Raw genomic sequence first — 24,862 nt, forward strand, 5'->3', positions numbered from 1 at the left:
GCTAGTACGTTACGCTATGTTATCCATGCCGGCTGTATCCGTCCGGGCCCTGTGGTGGGCCCTGCTGCTTGTTCTCGTATCCGTTACCGCCCGGGCCCAAACCAGCCTACCCACTGCGGCCGACCTCGACGCTTTCTACGACCAGCTGAACGCCTACCGCACGGCCCGCTACCAGCCCCTGCCCGAGCTGGAGGCCCTGCAGCTGCCCTCCACCTTCTCGGGGGCCGATGTGGCGGCCCTGCGCCTGCGGGAGCGGCACATTGTACGGGTGGATCTGGTGTACACGGCCTTCCGGCTCAATCCGGCCTTCAACCAGCGCCAACTCAACCTGGGCCGCATCCGCAACCTGGCCGCCGCCGTGCCGGGGCTCTTGCAGGATGAATCGGTAACGTGGACGCTGGTGGAGCAGACCGGCTGCAACAGCCCCACCGAGTGCCAGCCGTTTTTCCACGGGTTTGTGGTGTACGTGGCCCGGCACGCCACCGCCGCCACCATGCGCGCCGACCTCGACAGCCTCACCCGCAAGCTGCGCGTGCTGGAAAAAAAGCGGCCCAAAGCCGGCAAGAAAGCCCAGGGTAAGAAGGTGGCCTGCAACCTGCCCGGCTCCCGCTTCACCAACCGCCAGATGGCCCGCAGCCTGCGCCGCCTCTATAAATGCCCCGAGCGGGAAGCGCAGCTGGTGAAGTTTCAGCTGACCGTGGATGCCCGCGGCACCGTGCAGAAGGTGAAGGTGCTGCCCACCGCCCGGCCCGTGTGCGTGGCCGAGCTGGAAGACGCCATCCGGCAAAGCGTGGCCTTCACCTCCGGCTTCCCCATTGATAGGAAGATGTTTCCGTTTCTGGCTACCGGGGCCATCCGGCTGCCCATTGGGCCGCTGCAGCTGCTGGGCCCGGCCGATATGGGCTTCACCCACTTTGCCCTGCCCGACTCGGCGGCCCGGCTGTACCGGGTGTTTCTGAAGCACAAGAACAAGCAGCACAAAAACGACTACTGCGAGGCGCGCATCACCAAAAAAGGCGAGCTGCTGGCCGCCGCCGACACCGCCGCCCCCGAGCTGGCTCTGCCGCCCGATGCCAATGTGGTGAGCCGGGTACTGCAGCGCCACCCCGAGTGGAGCAAGGAAGTGGTGGTGACGGACGTAACCGGCAGCATGTTCCCCTACACCTACGATTTGCTGGCCTGGCTGCAGCTCAGCGCCCTCGAAGACGAGAAAACCTTCGTGTTCTTCAACGACGGCAACGACCAGCCCGACAAAGACAAGCGCGTGGGCAAAACCGGCGGCCTCTACCACGTACGCACCGACAGCTACGAGGCCATCAAGAACAAGCTCATTGAAACCATGAAGGCCGGCGGCGGCGGCGACGCGCCCGAAAACGACGCCGAAGCCCTGCTCTACGCCCAGCAGCTGGCCGCCGCCCCCGACTCGGCCGAGCTTATCCTCATTGCCGATAACTACACTTTCCCCCGCGACGCCCGGCTGCTCAAAAACACCACCGCCCACGTGCGCATCATCCTCTGCGGCGTGCACGACTACATCAACCCCAAATACCTCGCTCTGGCCCGCAAGCACGGCTTCTCCCTCCACACCATCGAGGCCGACCTCCTGGACCTGAGCAAGCTATTGGAAGGCGAAACCATCACCATCCAGGGCCAGCAGTACCAAGTGACGAAAGATGGGTTTAAATTGGTGCGGAAGACATAGCTCGTAAACTGAATTATTTAATCCATGAGACTTACTCTTTCTCTTTTAGCAGTTTTCTATACACTTTGCTCATGCTCAAACCCAAGCGAAATTACTTACGAGGAGCAACTATCTATCTGCACTAAAAATCATAAATCACCCACAAGCAAAATCAACAAAACAAACTTAGAAGCTGCTACTCAGGAGTTTCAGCTTGAACAACAAATACGCGAGTGTATGAAAGGTGCACATGGGCCTGCTTTCAAACTCAAAACTTACAAAGGTGATAGTATTAACACAGTACCAACACAGGGCAAAGCCGTAGTACTATTTTTCTGGTCAGCTACACTCGCTGACGCTCCAGATTATGCTAAAAAGTCTGATTCGGCTACATTTGCAGCAATGAATACGCTCTGCCAAAAATATGATAAGAAAGTAGATTTTATTGGATTTCCTTTCAACGACTCCATCACCGTAAAACGCTACTTGCAAGAGCACCCCTTATACTTTCCTCAAGTCTATGACAGAAAAATAAGTAGTGATAAATATATATTACTAACTCAAAACACAACCAATTATACTATTTTCATCAATACACAAGGAAGAGTAGTTAAAATAGTTTCTGGCAGTTTCGCAACAGAATCAAGAGCTACGCAAGTTATTTCAACAATAATTCAAGCCTGTACAGAAAACAAGCCTTATAATAAATGACAAAAAAGCGGCGGCAACTTCTAGGAGCTGCCGCCGCTTTTCGTTTCAAGCGCAAGCGCAGGAATTACATGTGAATCGCCCGGTTCTCCGTAGCGGCGAGGCAGGCTTCCTTCATGGCTTCGGCGTAGGTGGGGTGGGCGTGGCTCATGCGGGCTACGTCCTCGGCGGAGGCGCGGAACTCCATGGCCGTTACGGCTTCGGCAATGAGGTCGGCAATGCGGGGGCCAATCATGTGCACGCCCAGTATTTCGTCGGTTTCCTTGTCGGCCAGCACTTTCACGAAGCCGTCGAGGTCCATGGAGGCGCGGGCGCGGCCCGAGGCGCGGAACGGGAACGAGCCGGTTTTGTAGGCTTTGCCCTGCTCCTTCAGCTGCTCCTCGGTGTAGCCCACGCCAGCCACTTCGGGCCAAGTGTACACCACGCCGGGGATGAGCAGGTAGTTGATGTGCGGCTTTTGGCCAGCAATAGTTTCGGCCACGAATACGCCTTCTTCCTCGGCCTTGTGAGCCAGCATGGCCCCCCGAATCACGTCGCCGATGGCGTAGATGCCGGGTACCGAGGTTTGCAGGTGCTCATCTACCTTGATGCGGCCCCGCTCCTCCATCTGTACGCCGGCGGCTTCCAGGTTCAGGCCAGCGGTGTAGGGCACGCGGCCCACGGCCACCAGGCAGTAGTCGCCCTCAAATTTCACTTCCTCGCCCTTGGGGTTGGTAGCGGTTACGGTCACGGTGTCGCCCTCGCGGGTGGCGCCGGTTACCTTGTGGCTCAGGAAAAACTCGATGCCGATTTTGCCCAGGATGCGCTTGAGCTCTTTGCCCAGGCCCCGGTCCATGGTGGGGATGAGCGAGTCCATGAACTCCACCACCGACACTTTCGCGCCGAGGCGGGCGTACACCGACGCCATTTCCAGGCCGATTACGCCGCCGCCAATTACAATCATGTGCTTGGGCACTTCGCGGATGTTCAGGGCCTCGGTGCTAGTGATGATGCGCTGCTTGTCCTGCTGGATGAAGGGCAGTACGGTGGGCTTGGAGCCGGTCGCAATGATGACGTTTTTAGTCTCAATCTGCTGAGCCTCGCCACCCTCGCGGGGCGCAATGCTGATGTGGTTCTTATCCACGAACGCACCGATGCCTTTGAGGACGTCGATTTTGTTCTTTTTCATCAGGAACTGGATGCCGTCGGTATTGGCCTTCACCACCCCGTTTTTGCGGTCGATGAGCTGGTTCATGTTGATCTGCAGGTCGCTCAGCTCAATGCCGTGCTCCTTGAAGGTGTGGCCGGCATTGTGGAAGTGCTCCGTCGAGTCGAGCAGGGCCTTGCTGGGGATGCAGCCCACGTTGAGGCAGGTACCGCCCAGCGTGTCGTACTTCTCGATGAGGGCCGTTTTGAGGCCGAGCTGGGCGCAGCGGATAGCCGCTACATAACCGCCGGGGCCGGAGCCGATGACGGTAACATCGTATTGGTTCATAATCAGCGGATGAGTTCGGTGGAAATCAACGGGCGCGAAGGTACGGAAGGGGAATTTGGGAAGCCGGGAATTTGTGCGCTCATCTCTATAAGAACAAGCAGCCTCCGGAAAAGTGTAATTACGCCGTCGATGCCTGTTCTGAGCCTGTAGCGCATTACGCCTTCTTCCCTACCGCCCGTCATTCCGAGCGGAGCCGAGGAATCTCGCGTGCTGACGTTGAAGTGAGCATTACAACCTCAGCACGCGAGATTCCTCGACTGCGCTCGGAATGACGGTCTATTTGTTCTCTACATCTTACCTGCAACTACGCACGCCAAACGGCTCCCCTACCGGCCGGAGCCAGCGGAGGAGCCGTTATAACGACAGAGCAAACCAGAAACCGGTTTCCGTTGCGGGCGGGGCGCTGGGGTATACCGCGCCGGCACTCAGTTTTAGGCGTATCTGTCGGCTTTTCGCCGGGCCGTAGCCCGCAGAAAAAGAGCGAAGCACCGCCTCACTTCCGGGCCGCCCGAACGGCTCCCCTGCAGCTACCAGGCGGCAATGCAGCAGTACTTCGCGTTAAGCCGCGCGCAATACCGGAGCCGTTTCCAGCTGCTCGGTCAGCGTGCGTAAAATACCTCGTGCCAGCGCCAGGTTAGTTGTATTAGCATCCACCACCAGGGAAATCAACTGCTCGCCGGTGCTAGTGAGCCGCAGCAGATGCAGCTGGCTCGACAGGGTAATCAGGATGTCCTCCAGCTGCTCGTTGGGCAGGGCCAGCGCCGCCAGGGCTTCCTGCTTGCCCTGTACCAATCGGGCCTGAAACCCGGCCGCCGCGCGCCAGTCTTGCTCCGGCAGCACTGAGTAGGCCGCCAGGCTGGTGCCGGTAGCTACTTCTACCACGGCCACGGCCAGCAAGTGCGGCAGCTCAGCACGCAGCTGCTCTACCAGGTTGGTGGCCTGCCGGGTCAGTTCCAGTTGCCGTTTGCGCACGGCTGGCTGTCGGGTAGCTTTCTTTCGATACGACTTTGGTTTCACGCGGGGAGCTAATCAGATACACTAAACCGCTGGCAGCGGCATCAAATTCTCAGAACGGTGGTAGAGCTGCGCACTTGTATTTTATTGCGGAACATCAACACGTAAATTCACAGCTCTACCACTGTTCGGGCGGCTCGCTCATTGTGGTGAGCACCCGCTTAAAACTGCCACCAATGGCGCTTGGCAGCTTTGGCCCGGGGTTGCAGCGTTACATCGGCGTGGCCAGAGGCCTGCACGCCTACTTGCGCATCCTCGTAGCCGGCGTAGCCATAGTGCAGGGCCGTGGTACCGGCAGGCACTTGCAGCACATACTCGCCCTGGCCGTTGGTAGACACGCCCCGGTAGGTACCGGGCTGAATTACGGTGGCTCCTACCAGCGGCTTGCCATCCTCGCCCAGAATGCGACCACGCACGGTAATCATGCTGCGGGCACTGCTAGCGGCGGTGCTGGCCAGGCTGGCTTCGGCCAGTTCCGTGGGGGTAGTGGCATCCACGGGCGTGTTTTCGGCCAGGGGAACCCGCTCGGATGGCAGGCGCGTACCGGCAAACACCATGGTGCCCACCAGCACCGCCGAGGCTACCAGCCCCGTCGCCCGGCGGCGGAAGCGCACCGGCTCAGTGCGGATGTAGAGCAGCTGTTTCTGCACCCAGGTAGGGGCAGTTTCGGCTTCCTCGGTAGCGCGCAGGTTTTGCCAGCGCGTGAGGGTTTCGTGGGCCTTATCGGCGTCGCGGTGCAGGTACTCTTCCACGGCTTTGGCGGAGGCTTTGCTCAGGTCGCCCCGCAGGTAAGCGTCGCGGTACACCGGCAGCAGCTCGCCGGTTTCGGGGTTGAAGGGAGAAGCAGTAAGTTTCATGCAAGCAGTAAGGGTAAGAGGTGAGAAAAAGAAATAACTGCCTGAGAACGGGTGCCACCTCTCACCAATCAGGTTTCGCAGGTGCGCATCACCTCCCGGGCAATGCCTAAGTTGGTATCACGGCAATCCACGGCCACGTACAGAAACCGCTGCCCATCGGGCAGCAGCCGTAGCAGGTGCAGCTGGGTACGCAGGGTAATCAGCAACTCGGTCAGTTGCTCATCGGCGGGGAGCTGCAGAGCCCGCATGGCCTGCTGCTGCTGCCGGATTACCTCGGCGTTGAACCCAATAATCTTGGCCGGGTTGAACTCCCGGTTAGTGGTGTAAGAGGCCAGCATGTGACCAGTGGCTACCTGCCCCACGGCGGCGGCCAGCAACTCGGGCAGGCCACGCAGCACGTTTGTCAGCAGCCGCTCGGCGGCGGTGCGCTCGGGCCCCGCCGTTCCGGCCCCTACCACCTTGTTAATGGCCGGTCCGGTAAGGGTTTGGAGTTGACTTAGAAAAGGAATTTGCATGGAAGGGGCCACCAAAAGCGTTGCGTACAAGCCGCTCGCTCCCGGCCCGGCCGGTGTGGTAAGCCAGCGTACCGGCTACTTGCGCACAAGGGCCCGGCCTTGCCGGGGCAGCCACCAGGGGGGTAGGCTGCCCCGGCTACGAGAGCCGCAGCCGCTTTCTTAGTTCAGAGCGGGCGCGTGGCTGCGCAGCACTTCACGGGCAATGGCCAGGTTGGTGTCGCGCGAGTTCACCACCAGATAAATGAACTTGTTGTTCTCGGTGAGCTTGAGCAGGTGAATCTGGTTGGAGAGGGTAATGAGGATGTCCTCAATTACTTCGCCCTGCAGTTTGAGCGCCTGCATGGCCTTCTGCTTTTGCTTTACCACCTCGGTGTTGTAAGCCGCCGCCGTATCGGGGTTGATGCTGGGCGAGTTGGTGTGCGAGGCCAGGCTCATGCCAGAAGTAGTATCTACCACGGCCACGGCCACCAGGCTGGGCAGGTCGTTGATGATTTCTTGTACTACTTTGCCAGCGGCGTTGTTCGTAGAGTAAGCCATGATTCGGGGGGAGGAAAAAGAAATGGTTGGAAGTGAAAGGCCAGTGCCGGCCGGTTGCCTCCCGTTGCCTGTATCCTTTAGTAGCCCACGCGTTGACTACCAGCGGCCTATTTGGCAATTTATTTAGGAAGCTCCTCGGCGTAGCAAGCAGATAAAGCAGTTCGTCAATCAGCTGTATCCTACTGACTTGCTCTACAAAATTCCTTCCTTATTTCCTCCCAGGAAATGATACTGCACACTTATAAAAATGATTGTAATTAAACTTTTCCCTACACTTTTAGAGCGGGAACCCATTATGGGATACAAAAAATGCTATTACAACAATAATAAAATCTATTCTTCAGAAAGCAAAATTCCCGGACCACAACTGCGGCCCGGGAGTTACGAGAAGGAAGCGGGAAATAGTTTTCAGTATTGTATTATTTCAATCATACATCTTGGCCAGCTGGCTGATTTTTTCGTGGGCAACGACCGTAATGCGGCTACCCTGCGTGAAGACCAACCCTTCGTCGCGGAACTCGGAGAGCAAGCGGCTGGCCGTTTCCTTGGTAGTGCCCGTAAGGGCGGCCAGGTCTTCGCGGGATACCGGAATGCTGAATGGTTGCTCATCAACCGGCCGAAATGCCTGGTGTAGCAGCAGCAGGGCCTCGGCTAGTCGCTCCCGCACGGGCTTGTAGGCCGTGTGGAGCAGCCGTTCCTCGGCTTCGCCCAAGTTGCGGGCCATCAGCCGGAGCAAGGAGTGCGAGAACTGGGAGTTTTGCTCCAGCAGGCTGAAAAAGTCGGGGCGCGGAATCAGGCACACCACGCAATCGGTGAGGGCGGTGGCGGCGGTAGTACATATTGGTCCCATCATCAGGGAGCGGTAGCACAGTACGTCGCCTTCCCGGGCCAAGCGGATAATCTGCTCTTTCCCATCGGCGCTGAGCTTGGAGACTTTTACCTTGCCCTGATACACGCAATACAGACCCGCCACGCGGCTACCCTGCTCAAAAATCACCTGCCCTTTTTTGTACGATTGGTGCTGCTTGCCCCCGGCCACTAACGACAACTCGGCGTGCTGGCAGGTACCCAACAAGGAGCGCTCCACGTGTGGGCAAGCCTGACATGAGAGGGGAACGGAAGGTGCTATCATGCGCTTTACCTGGTAATGAGAGGCTAGCTATAGAGAGCTTTGCTTACAAAAATACTATTCAGCCACGTGCTACTGCTGCACTGAGTAGAAGTGAAGTGGTGTAACTAACTACGTTACTTCACCTACTTGCCCAGCCCAGCAGTTCATCAATCAGGCTAATTTACGCATTTCGCAAACAAAAAATTCCATTATACCATTTATTATATATAGCGACTACCCGCTCAACATGTCCCATTATTGGATTTAGCTTCCGTAGGAAAAGACAATTTTCACATCGTCTATTCCAACAGCGTGCCTACGTAGTAATTTTCAGTATCAACTTCTAGATTGTTGCGTTTCAAATTGGGAACGGCTAGCGGCTTAAAAGATGTGAAAACCGGCACTAGCTGGTAGTTTCCACCGCGCGTACGCACCCGCACCGGCAACGCAAAATCGGGCTCATCGGCAATCCAGCGGGCCTGGACTGGGCCCTCTTTAGGGAAGCGCACTTCTAGGATGGGTAGCCCGGAATGGCGCAGGTACTGGTTGAATACGGGCGTGAGGTTCTGGCCCAGCTGCTGGTTGAAGTAGCCTACTACCTGCTCGGTGGTAATAGTTTGGTGGAAGAACTGCTTATTGAGGCCGCGCAGCAGTTCCCGCCACCGGGCATCGTCGGGCACGTAGACCACCCGAATCATGTTGAGCAGGTTGCTGCCTTTGTCGTACATATCCGAGGAGCCTTCCCGATTAACGCCGTAGGTGCCGATGATGGGCGCATCGTTGCGGATATTACGCCGCTGGCCGTGGATATACTGCTGGCCAGCCTCCTTCCCGAACTGGCTTTCCACGAATAGGGCCTCGGAGTAGGTGGTAAACGACTCGTGAATCCACATATCGGCAATATCTTGGCTGGTGAGGCTGTTACCGAACCATTCGTGGCCACTTTCGTGAATGATGATGAAGTCCCACTTGTCGCCCCAGCCCGTGCCCGACCGGTCCCGGCCGAGGTAGCCATTCTGATACTTGTTGCCGTAGGCCACGGCGCTCTGGTGCTCCATGCCTAAGTGGGGCGCATCTACCAGCTTATAGCCATCCTGATAGAAAGGGTACGGCCCGAACCAGCTTTCTAGGCTTTTGAGCATGGGCGGCACGTTGGCGGCAAACTGGGTTTTGGCCTTGGTCAGGTTTTCGGGCAGCACCCAGTAGTCGAGGGTTAGCGGGCCCGCCTCCCCGGCGTAGGTGCCGCCGCTCAGGTGCTGGTAGTCGCCCACATTCAGGGCCACATCGTAGTTGTTGATGGGGTTCGAGACAAACCAATCGAAACGGGTAGCCCCACCCTTGAGCGGCACAGTGCGGCGCAGGCGGCCATTGGACACATCCTTAAGGCCTTTGGGCACCGTTACGCTGATGAGCATGGAGTCTACTTCGTCAGCCTGCTGGTCTTTGCAGGGCCACCAGATGCTGGCCCCCACACCCTGGCAGGCTGAAGCTATCCAGGGCTTGCCTTTAGCATCCTGGGTGAACACCAACCCGCCGTCCCAGGGCGCCTGTTTGGCCTCGGTGGGCTGCCCAGAGTAGAATACGGTGAAGGCCGCCCGGCTGCCCTTGGTTACTGGGGCCGGAAACGTGACGAATACGGCGTTGGCTTCCCGCGTGAAGGGCAGGGGTTTACCCTGGTACTCTACTTTATCTACCGCCAGGTTGGCAAACAAATCAAACTGCAGGCGGCTGAAATCCTGAGTAGCCGTGAAGCGAAACTCGTTGGAACCCTTCAGGGCCTTGCGGGCGGGGCCCACCTGCACATCGAGGTGGTAGTAGTTCAGGTCGTAGCAGGTGCGCAGCGCCGACTGGTAGCCCCGTAGCGAGTCGGCGCGGGTGTAAGCGGCTTTAGGTTGCAGCAGTTGGGCCTGGGCACTGGTCAGTAGGCCGGCAAAAAGAGCAGTCAGAAGAATACGCACGGCAACATACGGGTTGGGTACAACCGCAAAGAACGGGAGCCCGCGCGAAACGCTGCACTAGTGGCCGTTTTTGGGCCGGGCGTTCAGTATACAAGAAGTTGGTTCCGGGAAGTGGGGGTTTCTGTTTACTTTTCCCAAGCTGAACCACGCTATTCTACCGGTTCGGCGGCAATACCCGCTCTGTCGTTACTCCCTTACAACCAATCTGCACCCGTGTTGAGCTTCGTCCGAATTACCCCCGTGTGGTTTTGCCTGTGGGTGCTCGGCCTAACCGGCCTGGGACTGAGCGGCTGCGCCCCCGAGGTGCGGGAGCCGGTGTACCGCATCGGCTTCTCACAGTGCACCACCAACGACGCCTGGCGCCGGGCCATGCTAGCCGGCATGGAAAAAGAGCTGAGCTTTCACCCGAACGTGCAGTTCCGGATGCTGGACGCCCACAACGACAGTGAGCTGCAGCGCCGACAGATTCAGGAACTGATTCGGCAGAAGGTGGATTTGCTGCTGATTTCTCCCAACCAGTCGGGTCCGCTTACGGCGCTGGCAGAAGCGGCCTATAACCAGGGCATTCCGGTGGTGATTCTGGACCGACGCACCGCTTCCCGCCTATACACGGCCTACGTGGGTGGCAACAACCAGGAAGTGGGCCGCACCGCCGGGCGCTACGCGGCCCAGTTGCTGAACGGGCGCGGGCAGGTGCTGGAAATAACGGGCACGCCCGGCTCCTCCCCCGCCACCGACCGGGACCGGGGCTTCCGCCAGGCCCTGAAAGCGTATCCGCAGCTGCGTATGGCGGCCCAAGTAGAAGGCAACTGGCTGCCCGAATCTGTACTCCGCCGCCTGCCGGCCGTGCTGCAGGCCCACCCCGACGTGAACCTGATTTTTGCCCATAATGACCCTATGGCCCGCGCAGCGTACCAGGTGCTGGGGCAACTGGGCCGCACGGGGCGGGTGCGCATTATCGGGGTTGATGGCCTCCCTGGCCCCGGCAACGGCCTGCAGCTGGTGGAAGATGGCGTGTTGCAGGCCACGCTGCTGTACCCCACCGGTGGGGAGGAGGCCATCCGGACGGCCCTGCGTATTCTGCGCCACGAGCCCTACGTGAAGGACAACGTACTGGGCACCATGGTTATCGACTCCTCCAACGTGGGCACCATGCGCCTGCAAACGGAGGCTCTTACAGTCCAGCGCCAGGATTTGCAGCAGCAGCAGCAGCGCCTGCGGGAGCAAATGCGCCGCTACGCCAGCCAGAAGGTAACGGTATATCTGCTGCTGGGTAGTTTGGCGGTGGCCATGCTGCTGGGGGCCTGGGCCTGGCGCTCCTCGCGCATCAACCGCCGCATCCGGGAAATGCTGGAAGGCCAGAACGCCCAAATCAGCGCCCAACACAACCAGATTACTCAGCTGGCCGAGGAGGCCCGCCGCTCCTCGGAGGCTAAGCTGCGCTTCTTTACCAACTTCTCCCACGAGCTGCGCACCCCACTCACGCTCATTCTGGGGCCGGTGGAGGATCTGCTGACCAACCCCGGTGAGCTGTCCGTGGCCCAGCGCCAGGATTTGCAGCTGGTACGCCGCAACACCCAGCGCCTGCTGCAGCTCGTGAACCAACTCCTCGATTTCCGCAAGATTGACGTGGGCCGGATGGCCGTGCGCGCCACCCAGGGCAACCTGGTGGCCTTCGTGCGGGAGTTGATGGATGTATTCGAGAAAACGGCTCTGCGGCGCGGCATCACCTTCCGGTTTCTGCCGGCCGAACCCGTTATTACCCTCTGGTTTGATGGGGACATTCTGGATAAGGTGTTTTACAACCTGCTTTCCAACGCCTTCAAGTACACCCCCGACGGCGGCCAGGTGGTGGTGAGCATGCAGCGCAACCCAGACACCAACACCGTGCGCGTGAGCGTGGAAGACAACGGCCGGGGCATTGCCGAAGCAGACCAGCCCCACGTTCTGGGCTGGTTTTACCAGGGCAGCCAACCCTCGGCCAATGGCTCGGGGCTGGGCCTGGCCTTGGCCGATGGCCTGACGCGCCTGCACGAGGGCACCTTATCGTTTCGGAGCCAGCCCGGCCACGGCAGCACCTTCGAAATAACGCTGCCCCTGGAGAAGCCCGCCACCTTCCTGGACGCCGAGCAGGCCCTGTCTCACCTCCCGCTGGCCCCCGAGGATTTGCTGGATGAGGAGCCCCCACTACCGGCGGAGGAGGTTTCAGTAGCCCGCACTGCTACCACGGCCCTCATTATTGAGGACCACGAGGAAGTGCGCGCGTTTCTGGTGCAAAAGCTGCAGCCCCACTTTCAGGTGAGCACCGCCGCCGATGGGGCTACCGGCCTGCGCCTGGCCCACGAAACCATCCCGGACGTAATTGTGTGCGACGTGAGCCTGCCGGAGTTGAGCGGGCTGGCCGTGGTTACCGCCCTCAAAGGCGACTGGCGTACCTCGCACATTCCGCTGGTATTGCTCACGGCACGTAATGCCCCCGAGCAGCAGATCGAGGGCGTGCAGGCCGGCGCCGACCTTTACCTGACCAAGCCCTTCAACCCCACCTTCCTGGTAGAAAGCCTGCGCACCCTGCTGCGCAACCGGGACCAGCAGCGGGAGCATTTCCGCCGGGAGCTGTCGGTGGACACGGCCACGGTAGCCCCCCAGCGGGTGGACCAGAAATTCCTGGCCGATCTGACGGCCATTATCGAGGCGAACCTGGACCGGCCTGGCCTGAGCGTAGACGACATTGCCCGCAGCCTGGGCGTGTCGCAGATGCAGCTGTACCGCAAGGTGAAGGCTCTGCTGGGCACCGGCGTTACCGACTGCATCCAGAACCTGCGCCTCACCAAGGCCCGGCAGTTGCTGCTACAGGAGGGCAGCACCGTGTCCCAGGTGGCCTACCAAACGGGCTTCTCCTCCCCGTCTTACTTCGCCACGCTGTTCAAGGCCAAATACCAGGTTTCGCCTTCCGAGTTCAAGGCCCTGCACACGGCCATGTGAGCACGGGCTGACAAAGTTGGCTATAACGGTTTAGTGTACAGAACCGACACGTCGCCTCTCTACGTACCCAACCCTCTTTCGGGCCTGTGCTACCCCAGCCCGTTGTGTGCTTTCCGACGGACTTTTTTAATTCCTACCGAACGGCTAAAGCGCAATTTTCTGCCTGCAAAAATTCTGCAGACCGTGTAAGATTTCTGAAGACCAGAGGATTGAACAACTAACAGCAACAAACATAATTAATTGATTTTCAAATATATATCACGACAAGGCACACTGCAAGAATTCTGTATGCATTTGAAAGAATGCAGCAGACCGTAGCCGACGGGAAAGCCAACATTTGGGAAACGCTCAGCCCAGGCATCCCATGATTCAGCGCAAAGTTTTTTTCTGGTCCATCGTTACGGCACTCGGCGGCTTCTTGTTCGGGTTCGATACGGCGGTAATTTCGGGGGCCGAAAAAGCCATTCAGCAGCTCTGGGGCCTGAGTGCTTTTGAGCACGGCTTCACTATTTCCATTGCCCTTATTGGTACGGTGCTGGGCGCCATGTTCGGGGGCATTCCCTCGGACCGGCTGGGGCGGCGGCAAACCCTGCGCTGGATTGCGGTGCTCTACCTGGTATCGGCGGTGGGGGCGGCCCTGGCCCCGAGCTGGGTATCTTTTCTGCTGTTCCGCTTTCTGGGTGGGCTGGGCGTGGGCGCTTCCTCCGTTACGGCCCCGCTGTACATTTCCGAAATTTCGCCGGCCAGCTCCCGGGGCAAGCTGGTGGGGCTGTTCCAGTTCAACATCGTATTCGGCATTCTGGCCGCTTACCTCTCCAACTACCTGCTGGCCAACGTCGGGGATATTTCCTGGCGGCTGATGCTGGGGGTGCAGGCCGTACCCTCCGTGGCTTTTCTGGTGTTTCTGTACCAGGTGCCCGAAAGCCCCCGTTGGTTGCTGCTGCACGGCCGTCTGGCCGAGGGGCGGGAGGTGCTTAGCATCATCAGCCCCGAAACGGTAGATGCCGATGTAGCGGCCATTCTTAAAGGCCAAGCCCACAGCGCAGAGCAGAGTGAGTCATTGTGGGCCCGGCAGTACCGCATGCCGGTGTTGCTGGCCATTGCCTTCGCCTTTTTCAACCAGGTATCGGGCATCAACGCCATTATTTACTACGCCCCGCGCATTTTCGAAATGACGGGGCTGGGCCAGGGCGCGGCCCTGCTCTCGTCGGCGGGCATTGGGCTGGTGAACTTCATCTTCACCCTGCTCGGCGTGAACGTGATTGACCGGTTTGGGCGGCGCAAGCTGATGCTGGTGGGCTCGTTGGGCCTTATTGCCACGCTGGGGCTGGTGGCCCGGGCCTTCTACACCCAACAGTTCAACGGGTACCTGGTACCGGTGCTGCTATTCGTGTACATCGGCTTTTTTGCTTTCTCGCAGGGGGCCGTCATCTGGGTGTTCATCTCCGAAATCTTTCCCAACGCGGTGCGGGCCAAGGGGCAGGCCCTGGGTTCTTCCACGCACTGGGTAATGGCCACCGTCATTGCCTTCACCTTCCCCTACTTCGCCGAGCGGCTGGGCGGGGGGCACACCTTCGCCTTCTTCTGCGCCATGATGGTGCTGCAGCTGCTATTTGTGCTGCGCCTGATGCCCGAGAAGAAAGGCAGCAGTCTGGAAGAAGTGGAACCCGTTCTGGTCATGCACTGACCAACTCAGCTTACGCAACAACAACTCAGCGTGGTATTCCTGCCGAAGTGGATATAGCCGGGGCCGTTTGCTTGCTGCAACGAGCACTCCCCGGGCCCGGGGCTGCCGGTGAGTACAGCCCCCGGACCACCCCGCACCGCCGCTTCGGCAGGTTTCACCGCCCAGTGTTTTCAGGTACTTAAACTCTTTCTTATCCCATGCCAATTGCTTGTTTTGGAGAGATGCTATGGGATGTGCTGCCCACCGGCAAGCAGCCCGGCGGCGCGCCCCTCAACGTGGCCGTGCACCTGCACAACTTTGGGCTAGGGGCGCACATCATCAGCCGCGTCGGCCACGACGACCTGGGAGCCGAGCTGCTGGCGTTTGTGGAATCCCAGCACATCAGCACCCACTACGTGCAGCAGGGCGAAACCCACCTGACGGGCGTGGTAAAGGCCAACGTGAGCAACAGCATGGAGGTAACCTACCAGATTGTGAAGCCCGTAGCCTGGGACTATATCCAGTACAATGCCGCCCTCAGCGAGCTGGTGCAGCAGGCCGATGCCTTTGTGTACGGTAGCCTGGCCGCCCGCCACGCTCCTTCCCGCGAAACCCTGTACCGCCTGCTCCAGCAGGCTTCCCTCAAGGTATTCGACGTGAACCTGCGCCCCCCGCACTACTCCCGCGACGTGGTAAGCTACCTGCTCAACCAGGCCGACATCGTGAAGCTCAACCACCACGAGCTGGAGGAAATTATGGGCTGGTTTGGGGCCAGTCCCGACGAGGCCACCGCCCTGCGCTGGCTGGCCGAGCGGTTTCAACTGCAGGCCGTGTGCGTGACCAAAGGTGCCGACGGGGCCGTGCTGTGGGTGGACCGGCAGCTGTACAGCAGCCCCGGGCTGGTGGTGCAGGTGCAGGATACCATTGGCAGCGGAGACGCCTTTCTGGCGGCTTTGCTGCGGGGCTGGCTGGCTGGCCAGGCCCCGGCTGATTACCTGGCCTTTGCCTGCGCGGCCGGCTCCCTGGTGGCCAGCTGCCAGGGTGCCACTCCACCCATCTCCGAGGCCCAGGTACTGGCCCTCGCCGCCACCTCCACCATCTAAAATTACCCGCTTTTCCTTCCCGCTTCTATCAAGACGATCATACCGGCCGCAACCGCCTTGCTCAGCGCCGTGTCCGGCCCGGCGCAGACGCCCACGCCCGCCGGTCCTTACCGGCCGGTGTACCACTTCCCCACGCCCAGATACCCCTTTTATCCTCCTGTTCTCCATGGTTTCCCACAGTTTGCCCCATGCTCGTTGGCCAACCTGCCCGCTCTACGCTGGCGGGTACGCGGTACCGATAACCGACCAGTGACAAAGCCGGACCTGCCGCCCTACTTATCTGCCGAGTGGCGGCGGTGGGCCTGGCTTTGCTGAATGCTTGCAGAATTCCCACACTTTTTTTCCCTCACTCATGAATAACAACTGGTACAAACGGTACAAATCTCATGAGCAGCTAGCCTTGGGGCTGGCTGGTCAAGCATCGTCGGTGTGGCTGAAAGCCCTGACGATTGGCGGGTTGTGCATGCTCACACCGCTACTTAGCCAAGCCCAGGCCACGCGGGCCATCAGCGGCCGGGTAGTGGACGCCAACTCGGCGGGTCTGCCGGGGGTAACGGTAGTAGTGCCCGGCTCCAGCGTGGGCACCAGCACCGGCTCCGATGGCTCGTTCCGGCTGGATGTTCCCGCGGCGGCCACTACCCTGTCGTTTTCCTTTGTGGGCTACACTACCCAGCAGGTCAGCATCACCGACAAAACCACGGTGCAGGTAACGCTGCGCGAGGACACGCAGGTGCTGGGCGACGTGGTAGTGGTAGGCTACGGCACGGCCCGCAAGCAGGACGTAACCGGGGCCGTGGCCGTAGTGGGCGAAAAGGATTTCAACCGGGGCACTTTCACTTCGCCCGACCAGCTGTTGCAGGGTCGGGTTTCGGGGGTGCAGGTAAGCAACAACAGCGGGCAACCCGGCGGACCTTCTACCATCCGCATCCGGGGCAACTCGGCCGTGACGGGTACGGGCCAGCCCTTGTATGTGGTGGACGGGGTACCCCTGGACGGGCGCTCAGCCCGGCCGGGCCTGGTGGCTTCCGCCGATATTGGGGCCGGGGCCGACAGCAACCCGCTCAACTTCCTCAACCCCGATGATATTGAGTCTTTTACGGTATTGAAGGACGCGTCGGCCACCGCTATTTATGGCTCCCGGGCAGCGTACGGGGTTGTACTGATTACTACTAAAAAAGGACAGTCGGGAGCACCCACTCTAAACGTAGGTGTCTCCAACGGCTTCTCCACCCTGCTGCGCCGGCCCGAATTTCTGGATGCCAGCCAGTACCGGCAGGCCCTCACCTACTACGGCGTAGCGGCCACTAACGACAAGGGTGGCAACGTGAATGCCCTGGATGAGATTCTGCGCACTGGCTACCTGCAGAACTACACCGTGGCTATGAGCGGCGGCGGCGAAACCGGCCGCTACCGCCTCTCCCTCGGCTACCTTGACCAGGACGGTATCGTGCGCAAAACGGGGTTCAAGAAGTACAGCGCCAACCTCTCCACCAACCTGCAGTTTCTGCAGAGTAAGAAGCTGGGCCTCGACGTGAATATTTCCACCAGCCAGTTCCGCGAGCAGCTGGCCCCTATCACCACCGATGCCGGCTTCCGAGGCTCCCTTATTGGGCAGGCCCTGCAGTGGAACCCTACTCAGCCCCTGCGCAACCCCGATGGCAGCCTGTACGTGGTGGCTGGCGACGTGGTGAACCCGCTGGCTAACCAGGAGTATTACAACGACAACTCCCGGGTAACTACCATTCTAGCCAGCGCCTCGCCCTACTACAAGTTCACTTCCTGGCTGGATTACCGGGCCCTGATCAGCGTGAACTACAACACCGGGCAGCGGCGCACATCCATCGACCAGCGGCTGATTAACTTTCCCGACCTGATTGACAAAGGCTTTGCCTCCATCAGCGACAATGAGCTGGTAACCCAGCAGCTTACCCACACGCTGAACTTCAACAAAGCCGTAGCTACCAGCCTGAACCTGAACGCAGTGCTGGGCTACGAGTACACGAAGTTTGCCAACTCGGGCTCCAACGTGAATGCCTTTGGCAATCCCGCCGGCGGGGGCTTCGGGGTGTTCGGTCTTGATTACACCAACTACATCCAATACTCGGCCGCCGGCAACCGGCGCATTTCCTCCTTCGTGGACCCGTCCTCGCAGCTGCAGTCGGTGTTTGGGCGGGTTATTCTGAACTTTAAAGACCGGGTGGTGCTTACCGGAACCTTGCGCCGGGATGAAAGCACCAAATTCGGGCCCAACAACCGGGTGGGCTACTTCCCCTCGTTTGCCGTGGCCTGGGACCTCAGCCAGGAGTCCTTTTTCCCGGCCGAGCGGCTCAGCCAGCTGAAACTACGCGCGGGCTACGGACGCACCGGCAACCAGGAGTTTCCGGCCGGCTCCGCCCAGGCCCGGTACACGCTGGATGAAAACGGCGAGGCCCGCTCCCCGCTTAACGCCCGCAACGACGACCTGAAGTGGCAGTCGGATGCCCAATACAACGCCGGTATTGACATCGGGGCGTTTGACAACCGGCTGACCTTCACAGCCGACTACTTCTACAAAACCACCACCGACCTGCTGTTCCCGACCGTGCCCGGCGAGCCCCGGCCTTCCAACGCCCCTATCCGCTGGGCTAACCTGGACGGAAAAATCGTGAACAAGGGCGTGGAGCTGACCTTGAGTACCGTGCTGGTGCGCAAGGACAAAGTGGACGTGGGCTTCAATGCCAACGCCACCTTTATCCGCAACGAAGTGTCCGACCTGGTAGGCCCGGCCATTATAACCGGGGCCATCAACGGGCAGGGTCTGTCGGGCGCTACGTCCCAGCTGATCCGCAACGGCTACCCTATCAATGCGTTCTTCCTGCCCCAGTACAATGGCCTGAACGACCAGGGCCTATCCAACGAGCTGGGGGCTATTGCCTATTCGGGTAGCCCCAACCCCCGCACGCTGCTGGGCCTGAGCGCCAACGCCCGCTACGGCAAACTCTCCCTGATTGCCAACATGACGGGTGTGTTTGGCCAGTACGTGTACAACAACACCATCAACGCCGTGGGCAACGTGGGCCAGATTGGAGCCGGCAAAAACATTGCCCTCTCCACGTTTGAGAATGGCACCAAAGAATCAACCGGTAACCCGGCGGCGGCCTCCACCCGCTACCTGGAAAAAGGCAACTTCCTGAAGATGTCGAACCTCACGCTTTCCTACGGCGTGGGCGACGTGGGCAGCGTGTTCAAAGGAGCCCGCGTGTACATTACGGGACAGAACCTGTTCGTTATTACTAAGTACGACGGCTTCGACCCGGAGGTAAACACCGTGAAACGCGGGGCTAACCAGGTTCCCTCCGTGGGCATCGATTATCTGCCTTACCCCAGTGCCCGCACCTTCACGCTGGGTGTCAACTTCTCCCTCTAATCCCCTAACCTTTTTTCACCATGAACTATGCAAAAATGGCCGGGGCGGCGGCAATGCTGGCCCTGTTACAGGTAGCTAGCAGCTGTGAGCTGCACGAGGATCTGGAAGGCCAGCTAACCGAAAACCAGGTTTCCAACGATGGCCCGGCGGCCCTGCTGACTGGTGCCTATAATGCCCAGCGCGACCCTATCCAGGGGTGCGTAAGCGTATTTGCCCTGCAGGAGGTATCTACCGATGCCCGCATTATGCCCACTCGCGGCCCCGACTGGGACGACAACGGCAAATGGCGGCAGCTGTTCAACCATACCTGGGATGCCAACAACGAGCGGGTGCGCGACACCTACACGCAACTCAACGGCATTATTTACGCCACCACCGACCTACTGCGCTTTTCGCCCACGACCCAGCAGCAGGCCGAAGCCCGGTTTTTGCGCGCCTGGGCTAGCTATCTGGTGCTGGATATGTACGACCAAGTGCTGTACCGGGAACCGGGCGAAGACCTAAGTACGCTGGCGCGGGTACGGAAGGGGAGCGAGGCACTGGACTTCATCGTGAGCGAGCTTAACGCCGTGCAGGGTGCCCTACCCGATGCCCCCGTAAGCCGCGCCACCAAGGACGCCGCCCGCGTGCTGCTGATGAAGTGCTACCTCAACAAGGGCGTGTACGCCAACCGGGCCGCGCCCACCTTCGCCGCCGCCGATATGAACCAGGTAATCCGGCTGGCCGATGAAATCATTAACAGCGGCAAGTACACCTTCACCGCCAATTTCTTCGACAATTTCGCGCCCAACAACGGCACCATTGGCACCGAAAACATCTTCACCCAGGCCAACACCTTCGGCAACAGCGGCCCCACCCGTGACTTCTGGAAGTTTGTCTCGCACTACAACATGCGGCCCGTGGATGGCTACAACGGCCCGGCGACTACCGCCGAGTTTTACGACCTGTTTGAAGCCTCCGACAAGCGCCGGGGCCAGGCTTACGACGTAGCGGGCGGCCCGGCTAACCCCGGCCGGCGCATCAACGTGGGCTTTTTGGTGGGGCAACAGTACAACCTCACCAACGACGCGGCCCTAACCACGCGGGGCGGGGCTCCCCTAATCTTTACCAAGGATATTAATCTCTCCGAAACCGGCTCCGACTTGGAGGCCAAGGGTATCCGCCCCCTGAAATACCCCGTGGACTACGTGAGCGAAGCCAAGGGCGGCAACGGCTGCGAGAATGACCACGTGAGCTTCCGCCTGGCCGATGTGCTGCTGATGAAGGCCGAGGCCATGTTGCGAGGCGGCACCCCCACCAGCGCCGGCAGCTACGGCGGTACGGCCCTGGCCATCGTCAACTCCCTGCGCACGCACCCTTCGCGCGGGGCCAGCGCTATGAGTTCCCTTACCCTGGATGGGCTGCTGGCCGAGCGGGGCCGGGAGCTGTACGGCGAGTCGTGGCGGCGGCAGGATATGATCCGGTTCGGCAAGTTCCTGCTGGCCCGCAAGGACAAGCCCCAGAGCAACCCCCGCTGCCTAGTGTATCCCATTCCGCAAACCCAGGTGGATATCAACCGCAACATCACCCAGAACCCCGGTTATTAATCTTTTGCCTGATTTCACCGAAGCAGGCCGTTGGTTGCTGCCCGCACTGGCGGCAGCCGGCGGCCTGTCTGCGTGTACTCCATAGTGCTTTTTCCTACCCGATGAAAACCCACCGTCTTTCCCGCCTGCTCCCGCTGCTGGCCGTGCTGACTGCCTGCAACCAGAACCCCAAAACGGAAGCCACCACTGCTGTTTCTAACAACACGGCCACTACCGACAGCACCATCGCTAAAAAGCCCGGCTGGTGGAAGGAAACGGTGGTGTACCAGTTGTATCCGCGCAGCTTCCAGGACAGCAACGGCGACGGCGTGGGCGACCTGAAAGGCATCATTTCCCGCCTCGATTACCTGAAGAGCACCGGCGTGGGCACCGTGTGGCTCAACCCCATCTATGCCTCCCCCAACGACGACAACGGCTACGACATTTCCGACTACCGCCGGATTATGCCGGAGTTCGGCACCATGCAGGACTTCGACGCCCTGCTGGCGGGCATGCACCAGCGCGGCCTGAAGCTGGTGATGGACCTCGTAGTGAACCACAGCTCCGACGAGCACGCCTGGTTTAAATCGGCCAGCGCCTCCCGCAGCAGCCCCTACCGGGACTACTATTACTGGTGGCCCGCCGAGAAAGGCACCCCGCCGGCCCGCTACAGTACCTTCGATGTGAAGAAGAACGCCTGGCAGTACAGCGCGCCCACCAACTCCTACTACCTGCACATCTTCTCCCGGAAGCAGCCCGACCTGAACTGGAACAACCCCAAGCTGCGGCAGGAGGTGTACGCCATCATGAAGTTCTGGCTGGATAAGGGCATTGATGGGTTCCGGATGGATGCCTTCCAGTTCGTGGCCAAGGACCCCAGCTTTCCGCCCATGCCCGGCCTCACGGAGCAGAACTACGCCAACGCCTACAACCACGGCCCCCACCTGCACGACTACCTGCAGGAGATGCACCGGGAAGTGCTCAGCCACTACAACGTGATGAGCGTGGCCGAAGGCGCGGGCCGCAACCCCCAGGAAGCCCACCTCTTCGTGGACCCCAACCGCAAGGAGCTGGACATGACCTACCACTTCGAGGGAGTTGGTGTGGGCAGCAACTCCGAAACCTACCAGCTCACGGAGCTGAAGCGCGTGTTTACGAAGTGGGACAGCGCCTTCGCCAAAACCGGCTGGCAGGCTTTGGACCTGGGCAACCACGACCAGCCCCGCATGACCAGCAAGTTCGGTGACGACCGGCCGGCGTTCCGGGCGGCCTCGGCCAAGCTGCTTAATACCTTTTTGCTGACGATGCGCGGCACGCCCTACTGCTACAACGGCGACGAGCTGGGCATGACCAACATCAAGTTTGACAAGATTTCCGACTACCGCGACCTGGCGGCTCTGAACGGCTACGCCTTGGTGAAGAGCCAGGGCGGTAATCTGCCGGCTTACCTCAAAAACCTGCAGCGCTTCTCCCGCGACAATAGCCGTACCCCTTTCCAGTGGGACAGCACCGCCAACGCGGGCTTCACTACCGGCACCCCCTGGCTGAAAGTCAACCCCAACTACCGCACCGTGAACCAGGCCGCCCAGGAGCGGGACCCCAACTCGGTGCTGAACTACTTCCGGCGGGCCGTGGCGCTGCGCCAGCAACATAAGGTGTTGGTGTACGGAGCCTACCAGTTGCTCGACGCGCCTAACCCCCACGTGTACGCCTACACCCGCACCCAGGGCTCCGAGAAAGTACTGGTGGTGCTCAACTTCTCCTCGGAAAACCGCACCTGGCCTTTGCCGGCCGGCCTTGCCTTGAACGGCGCGCCCTGGCTTAACAACTACCCCAGCTTCAACCCCGCCGCTACGCTGGCGTTGCAGCCCTGGCAGGCCCTGGTGCTGCCGTTGCAATAAGAGTCGGTGCTGGCTGCCCTGGTCCGATGCCGTCAGCACCGGATCAGGAATCGGTATCTTGCTTGTCTGCCTGCTCTTTCCTGCTTTCCGTTTCACCGTCCTTTCCCACCCCCGTTATGCTCCACTTTCCTCTACCAGCTGTAAGAACATTGCTGGGCACTATCCTGCTCATGAGCACGGCGCTTGGCCGCCCGGCCCTAGCCCAGGCCCCCGACCCCTGGCGCGTGGCGGCCGACCAGATAGACCCGCGCAGTTACTACGGAGTGACGGTGGCTAACGGGATGCTGGGCGTAGTGTCGGCACCGGAGCCATTTCAGGTAAAGAGCGTGGTGCTGGCCGGGGCCTACGACCAGTACGGGCGCGGGCGGGTGAGCAACTTTCTCAACAGCTTCAACCTGCTGAATATGTACCTGGAAGTGGATGGCCGCCGGCTCTCGGGCCGGGACGCCACCAACTTCCGCCAGGAGCTGGACATGCGCCGGGCCAGCCTCACCACCAGCTTCGACTACCAGGACAAGGCCACCATCCGCTACACCTACTACGCCCTGCGCCACCTGCCCTTCACGGTGCTGATGGACGTGAGCATCACGGCCAAGAAAGACGTGCAGCTGGGCGCGGCCAGCGTGCTGGAAACCCCCGACGCCCTGCGCGACGCCCAGAACTACTACAACGAAATTGACCGGCCCCACGTGGCCCTGAGCCTGCTCACCTCCTCGGCCAAAAGCCCCACCGGCAAAATGCAGCTCTGCGCGTCCAACACCTTTCTGTTTGAGGAGCCCCACGGCCAGGAGCCCCGGGTGATTCATGAAATGTGGGACAACAACATGCACCTGATCAAGTTCAGCAAGCCGCTGAAAGCCGGCCAGACGTATTCCTACGCCGTGGCGGGCTCCTCCATCACCTCGGCCCACCACGCCGACCCGCTCAACGAAGCCGAGCGCCTCACCATTTTCGCCCGCCTGGAGGGCAAGCAGCGGCTGCTGGATTTTCATGCCAAAGCCTGGGAGGAGCTGTGGAAAAGCGACATTCAGATTCAGGGCGACGCCCAGGCTCAGCAGGATGTGCGCAGTATGCTCTACCACCTCTACAGCTTCTCCCGGGCCGGAACCGACTATTCTCCCTCGCCCATGGGCCTCTCGGGGCTGGGCTACAACGGCCACGTGTTCTGGGACACCGATTTGTGGATGTTTCCGGCCCTGCTGGTGCTGCACCCCGATATTGCCAAATCCCTGATTGAATACCGGTTCCGTCGTTTGGAGCCGGCCCGGCGCAATGCTTTCGCCCACGGCTACCAGGGCGCCATGTACCCCTGGGAAAGCGCCGATACGGGCGTGGAGGAAACCCCGGTGTGGGCCCTGAGCGGACCGTTTGAGCACCATATTTCGGCCGATGTGGCCCTGGCGGCCTGGCAGTACTACTGCGTCACCCAGGACCGGGACTGGCTGCGCGAGAAGGGCTACCCCATTCTGTCGGCTACGGCCGATTTCTGGGCCAGCCGGGTGGAGCGCAACGGCCCCGGCCACTACGACATCAAGAACGTGGTGGCCTCCGATGAATGGGCCGAAAACGTGGACAACGACGCCTTCACCAACGCCGCCGCCCAGGTAAACCTGCGCAACGCCGCCGCCGCCGCCCGGCTGCTGGGCCTGCGCGCCAATCCCGACTGGCTGCACGTGGCCCAGAACATCCCCATCCTTAAAATGCCCGACGGCACCACCCAGGAGCACGCCACCTACAAGGGCGAAGGCATCAAACAGGGCGACGTGAACCTGCTGGCCTACCCCCTGAACGTCATTACCGACCCCGCCCAGATCAAAAAGGACCTGGCCTACTACGAAACCCGCGTGCCCAACGAAGGCACCCCGGCCATGACCCAGGCCATCTTCGCCCTGCTCTACGCCCGCCTCGGCAACGCCGACAAGGCCAGGCTCTGGTTCAAGGATGCCTACGAACCTAACCTGCTGCCCCCCTTCCGCGTCATTGCCGAAACCAAAGGCGGCACCAACCCCTACTTCGCCACCGGTGCGGGCGGAGTGCTTCAGGCCGTGCTCATAGGCTTCGGCGGCCTGAACATTACGCCCGGCGGCATCACGCAGAGCAAAACCACTTTACCCACGGGCTGGCAGTCGGTGAAGATAACGGGCGTGGGCCCGCAGCGTAAAACCTACTCCGTGAGCCGCTGACAGGCTAATTCGTAACAAGGAAATACGTAACCAAAACTTTCCGCGTGCTGATGAGCCTGATTAGTGGATCTGAGTTGCGGACTAGAGCTAGAAGCTAGTTCCCCTCCTTGGAAAGGAGGGGCTAGGGGTGGTTGACAATCGTTGAACATCCACTGACGACAATCTTTAGTAATCCGTTCTGCTGGCTTCAACCACCCCTAA

General features: G+C 60.3%; 16 protein-coding genes. 9 read left to right on the forward strand and 7 right to left on the reverse strand.

The window, feature by feature from the left end:
- The first annotated feature begins 25 nt into the window (after nucleotides 1-25).
- Entirely contained in the window at nucleotides 26-1,702 is a 1,677-nt protein-coding gene (locus LF252_RS22475; protein WP_226271845.1) for a hypothetical protein, read from the forward strand.
- 24 nt (nucleotides 1,703-1,726) lie between these two features.
- Entirely contained in the window at nucleotides 1,727-2,392 is a 666-nt protein-coding gene (locus LF252_RS22480; protein ID WP_226271846.1) for a TlpA family protein disulfide reductase, read from the forward strand.
- Between the two features lie 64 nt (nucleotides 2,393-2,456).
- On the opposite strand, the gene lpdA is transcribed toward LF252_RS22480, so the two are convergent.
- The 7 genes from lpdA to LF252_RS22515 form a co-directional block, all read right to left on the reverse strand.
- Nucleotides 2,457-3,863, reverse strand: coding sequence for a dihydrolipoyl dehydrogenase (gene lpdA, locus LF252_RS22485; RefSeq protein ID WP_226271847.1), 1,407 nt, complete (start codon nucleotides 3,861-3,863; stop codon nucleotides 2,457-2,459).
- Nucleotides 3,864-4,421: 558 nt separating this feature from the next.
- Nucleotides 4,422-4,835 carry a hypothetical protein gene (locus LF252_RS22490; RefSeq protein ID WP_226271848.1) on the reverse strand — a complete coding sequence of 138 codons (414 nt, stop codon included), beginning with the start codon at nucleotides 4,833-4,835 and terminating at the stop codon, nucleotides 4,422-4,424.
- Between the two features lie 203 nt (nucleotides 4,836-5,038).
- Nucleotides 5,039-5,734 carry a carboxypeptidase-like regulatory domain-containing protein gene (locus tag LF252_RS22495; protein ID WP_226271849.1) on the reverse strand — a complete coding sequence of 232 codons (696 nt, stop codon included), beginning with the start codon at nucleotides 5,732-5,734 and terminating at the stop codon, nucleotides 5,039-5,041.
- Nucleotides 5,735-5,802: 68 nt separating this feature from the next.
- The gene (locus LF252_RS22500; protein ID WP_226271850.1) at nucleotides 5,803-6,249 is read right to left on the reverse strand and encodes a hypothetical protein; all 447 of its coding nucleotides are present in this window, start codon (nucleotides 6,247-6,249) and stop codon (nucleotides 5,803-5,805) included.
- A 159-nt stretch (nucleotides 6,250-6,408) separates the two neighbouring features.
- A complete protein-coding gene (locus tag LF252_RS22505) occupies nucleotides 6,409-6,786 on the reverse strand; it encodes a hypothetical protein (protein WP_226271851.1) in 378 nt (125 codons plus the stop codon).
- A 424-nt stretch (nucleotides 6,787-7,210) separates the two neighbouring features.
- Complete coding sequence (locus tag LF252_RS22510) at nucleotides 7,211-7,873, reverse strand: Crp/Fnr family transcriptional regulator (protein ID WP_226271852.1); 663 nt, start codon at nucleotides 7,871-7,873, stop codon at nucleotides 7,211-7,213.
- Nucleotides 7,874-8,196: 323 nt separating this feature from the next.
- Nucleotides 8,197-9,855 (reverse strand): M1 family metallopeptidase, encoded by a 1,659-nt coding sequence (locus LF252_RS22515; RefSeq protein ID WP_226271853.1) that lies wholly within the window; start codon nucleotides 9,853-9,855, stop codon nucleotides 8,197-8,199.
- Between the two features lie 216 nt (nucleotides 9,856-10,071).
- Between LF252_RS22515 and LF252_RS22520 the strand changes: the two genes are divergently transcribed.
- The 7 genes from LF252_RS22520 to LF252_RS22550 all read left to right on the forward strand — a co-directional run bounded on the left by LF252_RS22520 (nucleotide 10,072) and on the right by LF252_RS22550 (nucleotide 24,661).
- Nucleotides 10,072-12,837, forward strand: a complete 2,766-nt coding sequence (locus tag LF252_RS22520) for a substrate-binding domain-containing protein (protein WP_226271854.1) — start codon at nucleotides 10,072-10,074, stop codon at nucleotides 12,835-12,837.
- Nucleotides 12,838-13,201: 364 nt separating this feature from the next.
- A complete protein-coding gene (locus LF252_RS22525; protein ID WP_226271855.1) occupies nucleotides 13,202-14,524 on the forward strand; it encodes a sugar porter family MFS transporter in 1,323 nt (440 codons plus the stop codon).
- 197 nt (nucleotides 14,525-14,721) lie between these two features.
- Nucleotides 14,722-15,606, forward strand: a complete 885-nt coding sequence (locus LF252_RS22530; protein ID WP_226271856.1) for a carbohydrate kinase family protein — start codon at nucleotides 14,722-14,724, stop codon at nucleotides 15,604-15,606.
- A gap of 352 nt (nucleotides 15,607-15,958) precedes the next feature.
- Nucleotides 15,959-19,012, forward strand: coding sequence for a SusC/RagA family TonB-linked outer membrane protein (locus tag LF252_RS22535; protein WP_226271857.1), 3,054 nt, complete (start codon nucleotides 15,959-15,961; stop codon nucleotides 19,010-19,012).
- A 20-nt stretch (nucleotides 19,013-19,032) separates the two neighbouring features.
- A complete protein-coding gene (locus tag LF252_RS22540; protein WP_226271858.1) occupies nucleotides 19,033-20,598 on the forward strand; it encodes a RagB/SusD family nutrient uptake outer membrane protein in 1,566 nt (521 codons plus the stop codon).
- 101 nt (nucleotides 20,599-20,699) lie between these two features.
- A complete protein-coding gene (locus LF252_RS22545; protein ID WP_226271859.1) occupies nucleotides 20,700-22,478 on the forward strand; it encodes a glycoside hydrolase family 13 protein in 1,779 nt (592 codons plus the stop codon).
- A gap of 116 nt (nucleotides 22,479-22,594) precedes the next feature.
- Entirely contained in the window at nucleotides 22,595-24,661 is a 2,067-nt protein-coding gene (locus LF252_RS22550) for a glycoside hydrolase family 65 protein (protein ID WP_226271860.1), read from the forward strand.
- The last annotated feature ends 201 nt before the right edge of the window (nucleotides 24,662-24,862 follow it).

This window comes from Hymenobacter pini (assembly GCF_020421205.1).
GTDB lineage: Bacteria > Bacteroidota > Bacteroidia > Cytophagales > Hymenobacteraceae > Hymenobacter > Hymenobacter pini.

What these genes read in the sequence shown, in the direction of transcription:
- LF252_RS22475 (WP_226271845.1), top strand. Translation starts at nt 26, where the DNA reads ATGCCGGCTGTATCCGTCCGGGCCCTGTGGTGGGCCCTGCTGCTTGTT.
- LF252_RS22480 (WP_226271846.1), top strand. Translation starts at nt 1,727, where the DNA reads ATGAGACTTACTCTTTCTCTTTTAGCAGTTTTCTATACACTTTGCTCA.
- lpdA (WP_226271847.1), bottom strand. Translation starts at nt 3,863, where the DNA reads ATGAACCAATACGATGTTACCGTCATCGGCTCCGGCCCCGGCGGTTAT.
- LF252_RS22495 (WP_226271849.1), bottom strand. Translation starts at nt 5,734, where the DNA reads ATGAAACTTACTGCTTCTCCCTTCAACCCCGAAACCGGCGAGCTGCTG.
- LF252_RS22500 (WP_226271850.1), bottom strand. Translation starts at nt 6,249, where the DNA reads ATGCAAATTCCTTTTCTAAGTCAACTCCAAACCCTTACCGGACCGGCC.
- LF252_RS22505 (WP_226271851.1), bottom strand. Translation starts at nt 6,786, where the DNA reads ATGGCTTACTCTACGAACAACGCCGCTGGCAAAGTAGTACAAGAAATC.
- LF252_RS22525 (WP_226271855.1), top strand. Translation starts at nt 13,202, where the DNA reads ATGATTCAGCGCAAAGTTTTTTTCTGGTCCATCGTTACGGCACTCGGC.
- LF252_RS22530 (WP_226271856.1), top strand. Translation starts at nt 14,722, where the DNA reads ATGCCAATTGCTTGTTTTGGAGAGATGCTATGGGATGTGCTGCCCACC.
- LF252_RS22535 (WP_226271857.1), top strand. Translation starts at nt 15,959, where the DNA reads ATGAATAACAACTGGTACAAACGGTACAAATCTCATGAGCAGCTAGCC.
- LF252_RS22540 (WP_226271858.1), top strand. Translation starts at nt 19,033, where the DNA reads ATGAACTATGCAAAAATGGCCGGGGCGGCGGCAATGCTGGCCCTGTTA.
- LF252_RS22545 (WP_226271859.1), top strand. Translation starts at nt 20,700, where the DNA reads ATGAAAACCCACCGTCTTTCCCGCCTGCTCCCGCTGCTGGCCGTGCTG.
- LF252_RS22550 (WP_226271860.1), top strand. Translation starts at nt 22,595, where the DNA reads ATGCTCCACTTTCCTCTACCAGCTGTAAGAACATTGCTGGGCACTATC.